Raw genomic sequence first — 16742 nt, 5'->3', positions numbered from 1 at the left:
AAATTCTTCTCTTTATTTGCCGAAAATATCAAATTAAATATTTTCGGTATGGGCACAAAATTAATAAGTATTTCTTCCCAGAAGGGTGGTGTTGGTAAATCCACCTTTACTACTCTTCTGGCCAGTATCCTTTACTATGAAAAAGGATTTAATGTTGCCGTGATAGACTGTGACTATCCACAGTTCAGCATCAAGAAGCAGCGTGAAAGAGAAAAGAAGCAGATCATGTCTATTGCTTCATTCAATCAGATGGCTCAGTCCCAATTTGAGAGACTTCAGAAAAAGCCATATCCTGTCTTTTCGTGTGAAAGCCCTGATATACTAGGTTTTGCAGAGGAGGTCTTGAACAAATCCTCGGTAACATATGATTATATCTTTTTTGATTTTCCAGGTACGGTAAATTCAGAACATATCGTGAAAGCGATTAAAGGAATGGACTACCTGTTTATCCCGATGGAAGCGGAGCGCAAAGTCATGGAATCCACATTGGAGTTTGCCTTTACTCTGTCTGAATTATTCAAAAAATCCGGCAAATCAGATAATATATATTTATTCTGGAATAAAGTGGATAAACGGGAAAAGAATAACCTCTACGAGAAGTATGACATAGAAGTCATTAAACCGTTAAAACTCCGGGTGATGGAACATTATTTCCCTGCATCCTCCAAGTTCAAGAAAGAGATAGAAGAAGATGCCCGTTTCGTTTTCAATTCAACCTTTTTCCCGGCAATGAAAGCGGCAACAAAAGGGACATCCATAAACCTGGAAGGCTTTACAGAGGAATTATTAACCTATATAGATTCAACATATGACAAGAGAGGATTACAAGAGAAAGTTCTTGAAGAAGCGGTTTGACAAGGGCAAGAAATCAAGTGTCCTTATCACGAAAGAAACAAGGACTAAGCTCTTCCACCTGTCCTATGGTGGTCCAGGGTATGAGCGCATTCCCATTGCAGATATCGTTGAGAACATAATTCAGGATCATTTAAATGAAAATGTTGAATCGATTAAAGAAATCTATAAGCACGATTCTCCTCTTTATTAGAGCTTTTGAGATTGCCTGTATAGTTCTGAACCGGAAAAAGACTACTCCCCAGCAAAAAAAAAAATCAGCGGATTCTACTTCTATCATGGGAGTAAGCAAAACGAAAGTCGGAGAAGCAGGACTTTTCAAGCTAAAAGCAAAGGAGGTTCCCGAAATAGACTATGAAGCGGAAGCGATCCCTCTTGAAACAAGGGAAATATCTTTTGAGTCATTGGAGCAGATCGATTCTGTAATCACCGGAAAGGAAGAGCTAACGGAAAAATCAAAAAAAGCAATAAAAAATCTGGGTGGTACCGAACTTGGACATCAGATTAAAAATCGGATATCTTCTTTGCTTGATAATGTAGAACTGAAAAGTCGGGATATCAAAGACAATACAGAACTATCTGATTTATCAGCACTCTTGGATTAACATTAAAATTATAAAATATGAAATCAGTTAGAAGACAATTAAGAAAAGTTGAACGAAAGTTCATTTTCACCCTTGCATCATTATTAATCTTTTACGAATGCCTGCTCGCTCAATCCGGCATTTCAAATGGTGTAGCAGCTATTAACGAAGCCACAAGCGAAATAAAAAGTTTATATGATCCGGTAAAGAAGCTGATCTGGGTAATTGCAGCGGTACTAGGAGTCGTTGGTGCAGTACGTATTTACGCGAAAATACAAGGCAAAGATCCTGAGTCATCTAAACATGCTTTGGCGTTTGTTCTTGGAGCGATTGCCCTATTGGTTGGTGAGACCTTTATCCGTAAAACATTTATTGATTAATGGACTTTCCTTCTAACCCCGGCGTTGGTGAGACCGTTATTGTATTCGGTCTTCGTGGCCAGTACATTATACTAGCGGCTGTTTCCATTGTCCTGTTCATCATAATCGCTGCAATACTAGGAAACACAGGCATACCTGTACTTCTTGTGATCCTGATCTTGGTACTATCCGTAACAGGTGTTCTGGGTGGAATAATAAAGATCAATAAGCGATTTGGAAGACATGGGGTTATGAAGGTAATGGTTAGAAAACGGTTACCCCGCTATATAAAGAACACTGTGGAAATTTATCAACTTGTAAAAAGAAAATAGAATGCAAAACGTGTCTAAAGGTTTTGATATAAGACAGGTCTTTCCTATTTATGCTGTCGAGAATGATTTTCTGATCAGTAAGTCGGCTGAGATAACGGCAGCCTATAAACTTGTTCTGCCGGAAATCTTCACACTGTCAAAGGAGGATTATGAAGGAATCCATTCCGTATGGCTTCGTGCGATTAAAGTACTGCCGGCCTATACGATAATCAGTAAACAGGATTGGTTTACCAAATCAACCCACGACAGAACCTCTCTAAACGATGATGCTACTTTTTTAGAAAATGCTTACAGGAAGCATTTTTCTGGCCGTCCCTACCTGAAGCATAGCTGTTACCTGTATATTACAAAATCCAGAAAAGGAAGGAGTAAAATCCAATCAGTAGATAGTATGCTGTTGAGAGGTCATATTGTTCCACAGGAAGTAAACTCGAAATCTTTTGATCAGTTCGCCGATTCGATATTACAGTTCGAACAGATACTGAAAGATTCAGGGATCATACAAATCGAACGTGTTGGTACTGACGGTCTTTTGGGAACAAAAGAGAACGAGGGAATATTGGGTAAATATATGAATCTCACCCAGGAAGATAACCGCCTTCCGTTGCAGGATTTTGTCATTGATGACGATGGCGTAAAGATCGGAGACAACCGGATTGTAGTACATACGATATCCTCTGCCGATCAGGTATCTCCAATAGTCAGTACAGATTTACGGTATGAACAATACAGTACAGAGAATTGTGATTGCCTGGTTTCCTTTGTTGCTCCACTAGGACTGCTCCTGACGTGTAACCATATTTACAATCAGGTGATCTTTATTGAGGACAGTGATGAGATAAAAAGAGAACTGGAGAAAACATCGGATAAGATGTATTCACTGCAACAACTGAGCAGCAGCAATCTTGTCAACAAAGAATTCATTGATGCCTATCTGGAGTTGTCTTCTACTCTTAAACTGACTTCTGTCAGATGTCATTGTAATGTGATGGCCTGGTCTGATGATAAAGAAGAGTTACGTCAGATAAAAAATGAAGTGGGAAGTTCAATTGCAAAAATCGGTTGTCGGATACATCATAACACGACTGATAGCCCTGTCTTGTTCTGGTCGTCCATACCCGGTAATGCCGGTGATTTTCCCCGTGAAGAAACCTATATCACATTTCTGGAAAATGCACTCTGTTTCTTTGCCAGTGAAACAAATTATCAGGATTCTCCATCTCCCAAAGGGATACGCCTATCAGACCGGATAACAGGTAAGCCTGTCCATGTTGACATCTCTGACCATCCACAGGAGGTCGGTATTATTACGAATGGGAATAAGTTTGTGATCGGGCCCTCCGGCTCCGGTAAATCATTTGCAATGAATCATTTCCTAAGACACTATTACGAGCAGGATAGTCATATTATCATCGTTGACATGGGAAACTCATATGAGGCGCAATGCATTATGATCAATGAGGCAACAAAAGGAGAAGATGGTATTTATTATACATACACGGAAGAAAATCCGATTGCTTTCAATCCATTTTTTACCGAAGATAAGATATATGATGTTGAAAAGAAGGACTCCCTGAAAACGCTAATCCTATCCTTATGGCGTAGAGAAGGTAATGTAAACGATACAGAACGTGTAACCGTTGAACGTGCCGTCAGCGAATATATAAAACAATTACAAAGCGGAAAGGTGAAGCCTTCTTTCAACACATTCTATGAGTTTGTTGATGTGGAATTCAGGGAGGCGTTGCAAAACGATCCGAAGTTTAAGCCGGATATGTTTGATATCGACAACTTTCTGTATGTCTTGCAACCCTATTATAAAGGCGGAGAATTTGATTACCTGTTAAATTCGGAAGAAGACCTTGACCTGTTAAACAAGCGTTTTATCGTGTTTGAGATCGATGCCATACGTGATAATAAAACTCTTTTCCCTGTCGTAACGCTTGTCATCATGGAAGCTTATGTCAATAAAATGCGAAGACTGAAGGATATCCGTAAAATCCTTATGATGGAAGAGGCATGGAAAGCAATCGCAAAAGACGGCATGGCTGAATACATTAAGTACCTCTATAAAACAGTAAGAAAGTATTACGGAGAGGTCATAATGGTCACACAGGAGATAGAAGATATTCTGGACTCAGAGATTGTGAAAGATTCTATAGTGAACAATTCCGGTTGTAAGATCCTGCTCGATCAGAGTAATTACAAAAATAAGTTTGGAAATATTCAGAAACTTCTTGCACTCTCCGATAAAGACAAAGCACAGATATTGTCAATTAACCGGAGCAACCGTCCAAATTCCAAATACAAAGAATGTTGGATCGGATTGGGAGGTAAACAGTCTGCAGTATATGCCATCGAGGTAAGCCGCAAGGAAGCCTGGTGCTATACGACCAAAGAATCTGAAAAACACAGACTATTCAGTCTTTATAAAAAACTGGGAAGTATGCATAAAGCTATAGAGCAACTATCTAATTAATAAATAATATAAAATCTATCGAAAATGAAAAAGTTTTATTTACTATCAATTTGCTTGGCATTTATGGCAAATGCCAAAGCACAGTTTCCGGTCACAGATCTTGGAAACCTGTTTATGAAAGCTCTCGATTATATTGAGTTTTCGTCAACCGCCACTTCAACAGTCGATAATCTGAAAGAGTCAAAGAAAATCTTTGAGCAGGGCCAGGAATACTATGATGCGCTAAAGGATGTTCACAGCATAGTTAAGAAAAGCCGAAATGTTGAAGGCTGCATCAAGCTCTCTACCGAAACCGTTGTCGGTTATCAGACAACTTATTCTAAAGTAATGAGCGATAAGAACTTCACTTCGGATCAGATCAATGTTTACCGTAAACAGCAGGAAAATATAATATCTGCTATTGCAAAAAACATAGAAGGGCTTAATAATGTGATTGTTAATACAGGGATGTCTATTCCCGATAAAGACCGTTTGGATGCGATCGACACTTATCATGCCCGGATACTGGCTTTACATAACGAGTCCAGAGGTCTGAACTTTCAAATGACAGGAGAATCCGAATCGATAAACAGAAAAAAAGAGCAACGACGTCTCGAGCGGGAATTGCTCCGATAATCCCAGCAAAAGAGAAAAAACATGTTTGAAGCATTATTATATACGTTGAAGCAAGACATGCTGCCACTTTGTAGCGATATGGCCATTATTGCAAAAGCAGTTGCAATGATCGGTTGCCTTATCGCTATCTCCATGGTGACGTTAAAAGCAATGGCCGATGCTGTTCCTATCGACTTCTGGGCACTTGTTAAACCGCTTAGCTTTGCTTTCTGCATCATGATGTTTGAACCTTTAGTCATCGGTACGCTGGATGGAATAATGATGCCGATAGCAAAGGCTACCTCTGCCCTTGCCGAGTCGCAGGAGATTGACTACTTTGACAAATACGATGAACTGGAAGAAGCAAAAGCGCAGGAGTATCCTTCGTCAGATATCATTTACCATCTCACAAAAGAAGAGCAGATGACGCAGGCAAAAGTGTCGGAGAGTGAAGGTTCCCAAAAAATTGAAGAACAGGACTTCAAAGAGATTGCCCGGAGACAATTAGCGGCTGAGAAGGAGTATCAGAAAACACTTTTTACATCTATCCTGGAATCGTTTCTTGATATTCTGAGTGCAGCTGCTCGTATGATCATAAATCTCGTTGGAACCTTCTTCCTACTGATCCTGGCTATACTTGGTCCCCTGGCATTTGCTGCAGCCTGTTTTCCCATGTTTGAGAATTCGATATCGAACTGGATGTCAAGATATATTTCAACTTCTCTTTGGCTACCGATAGCCAATCTCTTTACGGCTGTCCTGTCCCGTGCACATATGATGTTATGTGAAAAACAACTGGATGGATTCTCTACAGGAGTAGCAATCAACAATACGTTATTGCTGGCTATGACAGTTGTTGGAATATTCGGTTACTTTTCGATTCCCTCTATTGCCTCTTGGGTAATTCAGGCCGGAGGTAGTGGTTCTTATGCCCGTAATATGACAAGTAAAGGAAACCAGGCCATGAGCAAGGGAACAAATGCGGCAGCGCAGGGAATGAGAAATATGGGAGGTGGAGCAGCAAGAGTGGCCGGAGCAATGGCGCAAGGAATGAAAAATATATTTGGAAGGAAATAAATTATGGAATTCAAATGTCTTCAAAATATAGAAACGTCGTTCAAACAAATTCGCCTGTTCGGCATCGTGTTTGTCGCCTGCTGTACGCTCATAACGGTTTATAGTGTATGGAGTGCTTACAGCTACGCAGAAGCACAACGGCAGAAAATCTATGTACTGGATGAAGGGAAGTCGCTCATGCTGGCTCTTGCCCAGGATATCAATCAGAACCGTCCGGTTGAAGCAAGGGATCATGTGAAGCGATTTCATGAACTCTTTTTCACCCTTTCGCCGGATAAGAACGCCATTGAATCGAACATACAGCGTTCCTTATTTCTTGCTGATAAGTCAGCCTATAATTACTATAAGGATCTGGCAGAAAAGGGGTACTTCAACCGGATGATATCAGGAAACATGAGTCAGGTGATCGAGATTGACAAATTCGAATGTGACTTCGATGTCTATCCCTATACCGTAACAACACATGGCAGACAGATCATTATTCGTGAATCGAATATTACGGAACGTACCCTTATCACTACCTGTAAACTAATTAATGTGAACAGGAGTGATAATAATTCTCACGGCTTTATGATTGAAGATTTCAGAGTGATAGATAATAAAGAACTAAGAAAACTGGAAAGATGATGGACGAAAATGATATTGAAAAAGTCGATAAGAAAGCTGAACAGAGAAAGCTTGTCGGAATCGGTTTAATCTGTCTTATATTAATTCTCTACGTGATCAGCTTATTTACAAAGATATACAATAGAGAATCTGATAAACAGGAACGTGTCGAACAAATCATAAATAAGTTACAGGATGAATATAACAAATAAGTTAAAGAATAAGAAAGATTTACTCTTCTATGTTGCCTTGGCGATTATAGGAGGAGCATTTCTATACTATATCTTCTTCCTTGACGGCAAGGAGAATCCTTCAACTGCTAATTCTTCACAGTTAATCTCAGAACTGCCGGAAGCTTATACCGAAGAGTTGAAAGACAAGAAATCAGCCTACGAGAATTCAAAATTTGAAGAGAGCAAGAATGAAAGGATGAAATCACTACAGGATTATATGTTTGATTTGTCTAATCCAGGGAATACAGGTAGCGTTGAATTAAATGATAATGATCCGGACAAGTCTGTTGTTTTAGATTTAAAGGAAAAGTTAAACATGACCAATAGCCGGATATATGATGATTTTGATAATCTGGCCTATGAAAATGAACGATTAAACAATGAAATATCCAGATTACGAAAAGAAAAAAACGGAACATCCAGTACCGGGAATGACAAGGAAAAGATAGAGCTATTGAAACAGTTCATACAGACACAGGCTCCAAAACAAGAATTACCTCTGCCTGAAATAGACGAACACCGCAATGCTTTAGAAGTCACCAAACCGGAAAAAGAAGTTGTTACTACGCTTGCTGATGAATTGTATTTAAATATGCCCTATAATGCCGGCTTTATTACGGCTGTGGGTGAAGGCTATGAGACTGGAAAGAATACAATCAAGGCCTGTATCTACGAAGAAATAACGGTGATGAATGGAGAGCGTGTAATGCTCAAACTTCTTGAACCGCTACAGGTCGGTAATATGATTATTCCAAAGAACCAGTTAGTGGCAGGTACAGCAAGAATACAGGGTGACCGGTTGGATATCATTATCAGCAGCATTGAATATTCCGGAAATATCATCCCTGTACATCTGAAAGTCTATGATACGGATGGTGTGAGCGGTGTCTTCTGTCCCGGCAGTGCGGAGCTGACAGCAGCAAAAGAGGCTGCAGCGAATGCGAGCTCCGGTATTGGCAGTATATCCGTAGCCCGGAGTGCGGGACAACAGATAGCGATGGATGCTTCACGTGCAGTTATGCAGGGAGGTAGCCAGCTCTTATCACGTAAAATGAGAACTGTAAAAGTTACTCTGAAAGCAAATTACCAGGTCATGTTATTACCACTAAAATAAAATTCCCCATGAAAAGAAAAAATGTATTTCTATTATTGATTTCAATTATATTGTCTTCTTTTAAGCTATCTGCCCAGGGAGTAGAAAAAGTAGCTCCTTTTCCACTGGAAGTTGGTTTTATTAAGACAGTTCATATTACTTTCCCTGCAAAAGTGAAATATGTCGATCTGGGAAGTAATTTCCTGATTGCCGGCAAAGCGGAGGAGACGGAAAATGTGATTCGTGTAAAAGCGGCTTATAAAGGATTCGAAGGAGAAACAAATTTCTCTGTGATCTGTGAAGACGGAAGTTTCTATACGTTTATCGCTTCCTTTAATGATGATCCCGGAATTCTGTTCCATGAGATGAATCCTATCGTTTCATCACTTACCGATAAGATGCCTAACAACAGGAAGGAGATCATATTGAAAGATATTGACGGAGAATCACCCATGATCCTGCAGATGATCCTGAACTCAATCTATAAAGATAATATCCGTGATATTGCCAGTATTGGTGAAAGAAAACATAAGATAGAAGCAACGGCAAGGGGAATATATGTAAAAGGGAATATTCTGTATTTTCATCTTGGAATTAATAACACATCTGATGTTACCTATGATATTGATTATGTACGGTTCACAGTTAAAGACAGGAAGAAGTTTAAGAAACAGGCCAGTCAGGAAGAGTCTATTTTTCCGGTAAGGGAATTTAATAATAATTCTTTAGCCAGAGCAACGGGCAGAAGCACTTACCGCTCTGTCTATGCATTCAATAAGTTCACATTATCTTCTGACAAAGTGTTGCAAATTGAAATAGCCGAAAAAAATGGAGGGAGGACTGTGATCTTCAACATTTTGCCAAGTGACATATTAGGAGCCAGACCAGTAAAAAGTATCTTGTTATGAAAAGAATTCTAATCAGTATTTTATTATTAACCGGAGTCAGTAATCTTGAAGTTGTTGCACAGCGCTATCTACCTGGTCAGAAAGGAATACAGATTACAGGTGGTATGGTTGATCTAAGACCTGATAGTTATCACATGGGTATTGCTTACTCGGTATATAATAAAAGTCGGAACCGTTGGGTGATAGGAGCAGAGTTCCTAAACAGGAATACAACCTATTCAAATGAGAAAATACCGGTAAGTCAGCTTACTGCAGAGGCAGGCTATTACTTGAATTTTTTGTCAGACAGAAAAGACATTTTTTTCCTTTCTCTGGGGATGTCTGCATTAGGTGGTTATGAGACGGTAAACTGGAACAATAAAAAACTATCCGATGGAGCGATCATTGAAGACAAAGACCATTTTGTTTTAGGGGGTGCATTAACCATAGAGTTGGAGGCTTTTCTTTCGGATCGTGTGGCACTACTCATGAATATCCGTGAACGCTGTTTGTTTGGTGGTGATACGAATAAGTTTCACAATCAGATTGGTTTTGGAATTAAATACTTTTTTAATTAAAGGATCATGAAAAAAAAACATCTACACAGCATCTTGCCTGGTATTCTACTGTCTCTGCTTACTATTCTTTTTTCCTGTAATTCAGAGATTGATATCCGTCAGGATTATGATTTTGAAGTAAGGATGCAAAAATACCGGACAGAAATCAGCGAGGGTGAAACGAAAGAATTGGAATTCTTTATAGATAAAGAAGGCAACTATGATCATACCAAGTATTATGTCAGTGTGTTTCTTAGGTTAGGCAAAGGGGTGATAACAACTGATAAAGATAAAATGATGAACGACAATCAGTATTATGAAGTTCCCGCCTCCGGCTTTAAGTTGTATTATACTTCTCAATCAGCAGAAACACATAAGATAGAAATACTGGTAAAAGACTCATTTGGAAAAGAAAAAGAAACAGTAGTCACGTTATCGAATAAATAAGCAATAAGATATTGAAAATCATAATTAACACGTCTCGACAATGAGGCGTGACAGGACATTATCACGTAAAAATTAAAGAAATGAAGACAAAACATCTCTTATTCACACTGCTTTTATGCTTCAGTTTTTCTGGGGCAAAGGCGCAATTTTACTCCGCAAGTACAAATGTTATAGGGCTTGCCACTACCAATATCAATGCCGAGTTGTCAATGACACTGAACCGTACCTGGTCATTACATGTACCGGTTCAATACAACCCTTTTGTTTTTTCTGAGAACAGGCGTTTTCAGAATCTTACGGTTATGCCGGGAGTACGTTACTGGCTACGTGAAACCTATGCCGGCAGCTTCTTTGGGATGTATGCGATTGCCTCCAGATACCATGTAGGAAACATATGGGATGATTACCGGTATGACGGAAAAGCTTTTGGCGCAGGGTTATCTTATGGCAAAGCTTATACATTATCTCCCAGATGGAATTTCGAATGGGAAATTGGTGCAGGAGTAGTATGGGCAGATTATGAAAAGTTTGCTTGTAAGAAATGCGGTGTGCGACTTGGAAAAGAGAACGGGGTATATTTTATTCCGACCAAAGTGGCTGCTTCCTTGATTTATCTCTTTTAAAACAGGATAAAGATATGAAAAGAACAGCTATATATATGCTTCTGACATCATTGATAATTAATATTTCCTGTTCAAGAGAAATTACATCCCGCCTGAAAAAGTATGATGAACGGGTAAGGTTATCACAACCTGCCATCAAAGATACCGAAAAGGAAAGTATATCAACGGAAGCTCCTAAACACATCACTTATGTCGATAAGGAAGGATTGGAACATACGGTGACAAAAAGTGAGGTAGATAAGGATGGGGAAAATATCAGTGTTATAGATCTGCAAGGGGTTATGGTTACCGCCAAATCAAAGAATGTATCAGAGAGACGTGGTAAAGTAAACCTTGACTTTATTGTGACCGTTCCCGGCACGCTGCTATCAAGCAAATGGCAGTTACAGTTAACGCCTGTCTTATATAAAAAGTCTGAGCAAATTGAACTGGATAAGATATTTCTTTCCGGAGCAGACTTCCTGAAGACACAGCAAAAGGGATATGCGATGTATCAATCCTTTATCAATTCAATTATTCCGGACGAAGAGTACCTGCAACACCTTTTTGATGAGAAGGGCTACAAGAGAGCTATGCAGGATTTAGAGAATGAGTTTTATCAATCGTGGCGCCGTGATCTGCTCTGGGAAAAGGAATATATCGACTGGACGGATAAAATAAACAAAAGATACCTGATATTCAATAATAAGGTGGAGAGGAACAAAAGGCGATTGACAGGAACCAGGCCAATCGTTGGGATTCTTCCTGAATACTGGCTGATACGTGATATAGAAAAGGGCACTGCTCCGGATAAGTATAAAATGTTCCTGGATGACTACCGGATTGTTAAAAAAGAGATCACCCCTGCAGATTCCGCACGTATTGAAGAGCGATTCTTTGATTATAAAAAGATGATGGAGAATGAGCGTAAAAAGGGAATGGTGGAGGATAAATATAAGGAGTATGTAAGATTTCCGTATGAGCAGGCTCGCCTTGATTCCATTGTTCAATCCGGAGATAATTTTCAGTATTACTATGTTCAAGAGGTAGATGCGACAGATGATGTTAAGAAAATAGACCTGACATTAAACGGTCTCGTTGTCGCAAAGGACGAAAGTACTTACCGTCTGCCTGACTCAGACACAATTACTTTCTACATAAGTAGTATGTTACAGTTCTTAGATGAAACGGAGCGATATAAGTTGAAGATAGTAGAAAGACAAGCAGAAGTGAATTTGACCTCCTTTATAGCCTTTGAACAAGGTAAATCGGCCATTAAGGAAGAGCTGGCAGAGAATGAAAAGGAATTAAGCCAGATATTCGAAACAATAGAGAAACTCACCTTCTCCGGAGAGCTGATCATGGATAGTATCTCCATGACCGCAACGGCCAGTCCTGAGGGTTCTGCTGCATTAAACAAATCACTCTCTATGCAACGTTCTGAATCATTGAAGAACTATCTGATTAAAAAGACGGATGATAAAGAAAGTATCGATACGCTCATTTCGGCAAAGGCAATCGGTGAAGATTGGGACAGGTTGACTGCAAAAATAGTGAATGCAGCATATGAAGATCTTCCGCATAAGAAAGAAATCCTTTCCATCATTGAATCAGAAAGCAACCCGGATGAAAGAGAATCCCAAATAAAGAAAAAATATGCGGAGGACTATGCCTATATCAGTCAACATATTTATCCTGATCTCCGGGCTGTTCATTTCAAGTTCAATTTGCATAGAAGAGACATGATAAAGGATACGATCCATACGACCGTGATTGATGATTACTACCATAGAGGAGTCGATTATCTGCAACAACGTAAATACAAAGATGCACTGGTTATCCTCTCTGATTATAATGATTTCAATACCGGCGTATGCTTGATGTCACTTGGCTATGACGGTCGTGCCTATGAGATATTAAGCGGTACGGATGATAACGCGAACCGTAATTACCTACTTTCTATCCTCGCAACCAGGCTAAGACGTGAAGAAGATGCAGTAAGATATTTCCTGAAGGCGTGTGAAGAGGATGAATCGAAGATATGGCGTGGCAAGCTTGATCCGGAGATTAACCGAATTATGACGGCTTATAATTTATTTCCTAACGAACAATTATAAATCTATCAATATGAAATTAAAAAAACTAGCAATCAAGGGAGTGGCATCACTCGTTACACTTTGTCTGTTGACAGGTTGTGACTTTTCCGATGATGATGATTGTGTCTATTTCGGGACATTAAAAGCGGAATTGGACTGGAGTCACCTGAAAGAAGAGCAGGGAGAGCCGGCAGTAAATGATATGAATATAGTTTACTATCCAGTTACCGGAAAAGCTGTAAACTCGATGACGGGAATGGGAGAGCGCTTTGAGGACAATCCCCTTATCCGGAATCTTAATATAGGAAAGTATAAATTCCTGTTCTTCAACAAAGCAACTAATCCGGTCAAAGGATTGGAGAATGTACCTGAAGAGGGCGAGATCTATTCCGATCTCAAAACATCAGCCGGCAAAACATTCATTACAACAAAACAACAGTTTGTTTATTCGCTTCTTTCCGATACTGAAGAGATCAGGACGGATGATACGACTTACGTGAAATGTAATGGGAAGATCCTCGTACAAAAACTGATCTTCAACTTCAATTTGAAAGGGATGGCAGAAATATTCAAAGTCGATTCCATCAGTGCCATCCTGGATGGAGTAACAACATCACGCCACCTTTATAATCAAAAGAAAGGAATAGAGTATGCTTCGCTACACTTTCCGGCAGAAAAGACAAAGGAAGAGAAACGATACACATCTTCCGTCCTTGTTTTCGGAATCAATAACACACCCGATAATAAGGTAAATATTATTGTGGATTTTGAAGGTGGCGGACGTGGAGAGGCGGAAGTTGACTTAAATGATGTCCTTGAAAACTTTACGGCCGATCAGAAGGAGATCGACATCGATGTCGAAATACTGGCTAATCTTACCATCAGAGCAACAATCAGAAATTGGGTAGATAAGGATTGGGGGGCAATAGTCCTGCAATAAACGAAAATGATTTTTCTATTATATAAATCACTTTACAAACAATTAAAAAATACAAGAAAATGAAGAAGTTTTTATTCGCTGCAATGGCAGCTACAGTATGCTTAACATCTTGTTCAAATGACAATGATGAAGTTGTAAAAGTTGAGTCCGATACACAGCTAAAGGTCAATCCAAGCATAGGGTTAATGACTAGAGCTGCCAAATCAGCCTGGTCCGCAAATGATCAATTAGGAGTTTTTGTAACTACCGGAACGATCAATAGTGCTTATGAAGGAATCGCTTCTAACCTGAACGTTCCGTTTACCTATAACGGATCAACCTGGACTTCTGCCCGTATCCCTCTGACGAATAATGCAGCAACTATTTTTGCTTATTACCCGTATGTCAGTTCAGTAACGGACGGTACTGCTATGGCTGTTGAATCTACTTCACAGACTGATTACTTGTATGGAACAGGAAAATCGACTGCAACGGTCTTAAGTCAGAATGTGGATATCGAGATGAAGCATGCCCTCTCTCAGGTATTATTCAAAATGAAGTTGGGCAACTATACCGGAGGAGCCGGCAATCTTACGAAAGTGGTGATCTCAAATGAAAACGGGGGTACAGCCTTAAACAGTACCGGTACATTGAATATTCCCGCCGGAACAGTAGCTACAGCAACACCTCAGAATTTAGATCTTACAGCATCACAAACAATTCAGGCAACAGAATCATCTTTCTCTGCTATTGTTATGCCGGTTTCAGCTCTTGCGAGTGCAACCATTTTGAAAGTGACCTTTACAATCGATGGAGAGGAGTTCCATCATTTCTTTAAAGCGGGAACCGTTTGGGAGCAGGGTTACAGAAACATTTATTCATTCAACCTGAATGATAATGGTCTTGAAATCGGTGGCGGTGACAACGGAAATGGCGGTGGTGTAACTATTGAGCCTTGGACAGATGATGACGAAGGTACTATCACGCTTGTTCCGAAAGTATAAGTATTAACCGGTCTGCATGGGAAACCGTGCAGGCCATAAACAAATCAGGTATGATGAAATACATTAACATATTAGCTTTATTTATCTGCTCTGTTTTCTTTCTTTCATCATGTGAGAGCGAAGAAAAACTGATTAATGAGGGCGAAATCAAGCTCATATTATCACCTGTAACTAAAAGTACTCAATCAGGTGCTTTTGACGTGGGAGATGATGTAGGTGTATTTGCGGTTGAACGCACAAACGACAATCAGGTAGGAAGTTTAAATTCTCCTAAGTATGTTAATGTGCAATATCGCTTTAACGGTACATCTTTTGATGCGGTTGGAACAAAGATACAGTACAGCGGAAAAAAGTATGACTTTTATGTGTACTCCCCTTATAATTCCGCATATAATAACATAAATCAGATTGTACACTCAGCTTCGACTAATCAGGTGAATGGTTCCGGATGGTTGGATGCGGACTTCTGTTCTGCGATAAATACAACCGGTATAGAAACCGGAAATGTTCCTCTTTCATTCGATCATAAGTTCGCTACTGTACAATTGAAGGTTGATAACGATGTGTCTGCCGTAAGTTTACTTCAGGTTCAGACTAGTGGTTCATTTAGCTTTTCTTCAAATTCAGCAACAGCCGGAGGAAGTAAGTCGGATATCACGATGTATAAAGAGTCGGCAGGCTCTTTCCTGGTCACATTCCCGGTGCAAACACTTTCCGGTACAATCTTCAAGATCACGAAGGCGAACAGCAAGACGGTAGATTTCAAGCTGCCGGCAAGCAAAAACCTGCAACCCGGAGTGAATGTGATCTACACCATCGACCTGAAGGCAACTGTAAAGGTAAACCAGGCAGCGAACGGAACGGCAACCGGTGGTGGGGAGTATGAAGTCGGGGAAGAGTGTACGGTAAAAGCGACTCCTGATAATGGCTATGTCTTTGCCGGTTGGTATGAAAACGGAAATAAGGTAAGTTCTGACAGGAACTATACGTTCACGGTATCGGGAGACAGGGAACTGACACCCGTATTCCAGTCTGAAACACCGGTAGAGACATGGAACTATACCTTCGTAGTAACTAACTGGAAGATCAATACCGGATGGCAGGCAGGTTCAGGTAATGTGTTGATAGTTTCTATGAAGCAAAAATACCTGAATGGAGTACCATCAGGTTCGGCAGTAAATGTAGGATATTCCCTTCAGTCATGTCCGTCATGGATCAACGCAAGTGGTAATTCAACCTTTTTAAGCTGGGAAGCAAACAATTTCAGTTCTTCACGTTCAGGAAAAGTGTATTGGAGGCAGGACGAGTCCGCGAAAACGGGTTACGCGCAGGTAGACCAGAGTGGTAAACCAGCTGATGTGATAACGACTCAGGAAAGCTGGGAGATCACTGTTGACCCGCCATCACACACATTTGCTTCATCGGGTGGAAGTAAGACGTTTACAGTGAAGCTGTATAAGGTTACAAAAACGTATACGAATGGAGTCCTGACAAATACGTCAAGGGTTTCACACACAGGATGGAGTAGTTATGTCAGTGGTACAGGATTTTCTCGAAGTGGAGATACGGTAACGGCATCTGCTAATCCGAACACAACAGGCAGAAGCGGAACGTTCACTGCAAGCTATCAGGGCGTAAGTGCTTCGGCCAGTCTTTACCAGAGTGGTAAACCAGCTGATGTGATAACGACTCAGGAAAGCTGGGAGATCACTGTTGACCCGCCATCACACACATTTGCTTCATCGGGTGGAAGTAAGACGTTTACAGTGAAGCTGTATAAGGTTACAAAAACGTATACGAATGGAGTCCTGACAAATACGTCAAGGGTTTCACACACAGGATGGAGTAGTTCTGCTAGTGGCACAGGATTTTCTCGAAGTGGTGATACAGTAACAGCTTCTGCTAATCCGAACACAACAGGCAGGAGCGGAACGTTCACTGCCAGTTATCAGGGAGTGAGTGCTTCGGCAAGCCTTTACCAGGAAGGTAATGAAGATGGTGAAGTTATAATACAGTAAATT

Annotated in this window: 18 protein-coding genes; all 18 read left to right on the top strand. The window is 40.2% G+C overall.

Translation table 11 applies throughout. The features are described 5' to 3' along the window. The first annotated feature begins 48 nt into the window (after window positions 1-48). The 18 genes from B9Y81_RS12570 to B9Y81_RS12480 all read left to right on the top strand — a co-directional run bounded on the left by B9Y81_RS12570 (window position 49) and on the right by B9Y81_RS12480 (window position 16739). Window positions 49-855 (top strand): ParA family protein, encoded by an 807-nt coding sequence (locus B9Y81_RS12570; RefSeq protein ID WP_085537260.1) that lies wholly within the window; start codon window positions 49-51, stop codon window positions 853-855. Next, entirely contained in the window at window positions 809-1045 is a 237-nt protein-coding gene (locus B9Y81_RS15525; RefSeq protein ID WP_085537259.1) for a DUF3408 domain-containing protein, read from the top strand. Before B9Y81_RS12570 ends, B9Y81_RS15525 begins: the two co-directional genes overlap by 47 nt. After that, on the top strand, window positions 990-1457 hold the full coding sequence (locus B9Y81_RS12560; protein WP_176221466.1) for a hypothetical protein: 468 nt from the start codon (window positions 990-992) through the stop codon (window positions 1455-1457). The genes B9Y81_RS15525 and B9Y81_RS12560 overlap by 56 nt, the downstream gene beginning before the upstream one ends. A gap of 17 nt (window positions 1458-1474) precedes the next feature. Then, a complete protein-coding gene (locus tag B9Y81_RS12555) occupies window positions 1475-1816 on the top strand; it encodes a DUF4134 family protein (RefSeq protein WP_085537257.1) in 342 nt (113 codons plus the stop codon). Continuing rightward, a complete protein-coding gene (locus B9Y81_RS12550) occupies window positions 1816-2127 on the top strand; it encodes a DUF4133 domain-containing protein (protein WP_085537256.1) in 312 nt (103 codons plus the stop codon). The genes B9Y81_RS12555 and B9Y81_RS12550 overlap by 1 nt, the downstream gene beginning before the upstream one ends. 1 nt (window position 2128) lies before the next feature. After that, entirely contained in the window at window positions 2129-4606 is a 2478-nt protein-coding gene (locus B9Y81_RS12545; protein WP_085537255.1) for a TraG family conjugative transposon ATPase, read from the top strand. A gap of 24 nt (window positions 4607-4630) precedes the next feature. Further along, window positions 4631-5221: a hypothetical protein gene (locus B9Y81_RS12540; protein WP_085537254.1), complete on the top strand. Its 591-nt coding sequence runs from the start codon at window positions 4631-4633 to the stop codon at window positions 5219-5221. A 21-nt stretch (window positions 5222-5242) separates the two neighbouring features. Beyond that, window positions 5243-6277, top strand: coding sequence for a TraJ family protein (locus tag B9Y81_RS12535; protein WP_085537253.1), 1035 nt, complete (start codon window positions 5243-5245; stop codon window positions 6275-6277). Window positions 6278-6280: 3 nt separating this feature from the next. Next, complete coding sequence (traK, locus tag B9Y81_RS12530) at window positions 6281-6904, top strand: conjugative transposon protein TraK (RefSeq protein ID WP_085537252.1); 624 nt, start codon at window positions 6281-6283, stop codon at window positions 6902-6904. 174 nt (window positions 6905-7078) lie between these two features. Beyond that, window positions 7079-8230, top strand: a complete 1152-nt coding sequence (traM, locus tag B9Y81_RS12520; protein WP_085537250.1) for a conjugative transposon protein TraM — start codon at window positions 7079-7081, stop codon at window positions 8228-8230. 8 nt (window positions 8231-8238) lie between these two features. Next, window positions 8239-9117 carry a conjugative transposon protein TraN gene (gene traN, locus B9Y81_RS12515; RefSeq protein WP_085537249.1) on the top strand — a complete coding sequence of 293 codons (879 nt, stop codon included), beginning with the start codon at window positions 8239-8241 and terminating at the stop codon, window positions 9115-9117. Continuing rightward, entirely contained in the window at window positions 9114-9674 is a 561-nt protein-coding gene (locus B9Y81_RS12510; RefSeq protein WP_085537248.1) for a conjugal transfer protein TraO, read from the top strand. Before traN ends, B9Y81_RS12510 begins: the two co-directional genes overlap by 4 nt. 6 nt (window positions 9675-9680) lie before the next feature. Further along, window positions 9681-10100, top strand: a complete 420-nt coding sequence (locus B9Y81_RS12505; protein WP_085537247.1) for a TraQ conjugal transfer family protein — start codon at window positions 9681-9683, stop codon at window positions 10098-10100. An 80-nt stretch (window positions 10101-10180) separates the two neighbouring features. Continuing rightward, window positions 10181-10723 carry a DUF3575 domain-containing protein gene (locus tag B9Y81_RS12500; RefSeq protein ID WP_085537246.1) on the top strand — a complete coding sequence of 181 codons (543 nt, stop codon included), beginning with the start codon at window positions 10181-10183 and terminating at the stop codon, window positions 10721-10723. A gap of 14 nt (window positions 10724-10737) precedes the next feature. Beyond that, window positions 10738-12819: an OmpA family protein gene (locus B9Y81_RS12495; protein WP_085537245.1), complete on the top strand. Its 2082-nt coding sequence runs from the start codon at window positions 10738-10740 to the stop codon at window positions 12817-12819. A gap of 10 nt (window positions 12820-12829) precedes the next feature. Then, window positions 12830-13738, top strand: a complete 909-nt coding sequence (locus tag B9Y81_RS12490) for a hypothetical protein (RefSeq protein WP_085537244.1) — start codon at window positions 12830-12832, stop codon at window positions 13736-13738. A gap of 59 nt (window positions 13739-13797) precedes the next feature. Continuing rightward, window positions 13798-14721: a fimbrillin family protein gene (locus B9Y81_RS12485; RefSeq protein ID WP_085537243.1), complete on the top strand. Its 924-nt coding sequence runs from the start codon at window positions 13798-13800 to the stop codon at window positions 14719-14721. A gap of 50 nt (window positions 14722-14771) precedes the next feature. Then, window positions 14772-16739, top strand: a complete 1968-nt coding sequence (locus B9Y81_RS12480) for a fimbrillin family protein (RefSeq protein ID WP_085537242.1) — start codon at window positions 14772-14774, stop codon at window positions 16737-16739. Window positions 16740-16742: the final 3 nt, after the last annotated feature.

The organism is Massilibacteroides vaginae (assembly GCF_900178525.1).
GTDB classification, from domain to species: domain Bacteria; phylum Bacteroidota; class Bacteroidia; order Bacteroidales; family Tannerellaceae; genus Massilibacteroides; species Massilibacteroides vaginae.
This window is presented reverse-complemented; position numbering and strand designations above follow the sequence as displayed.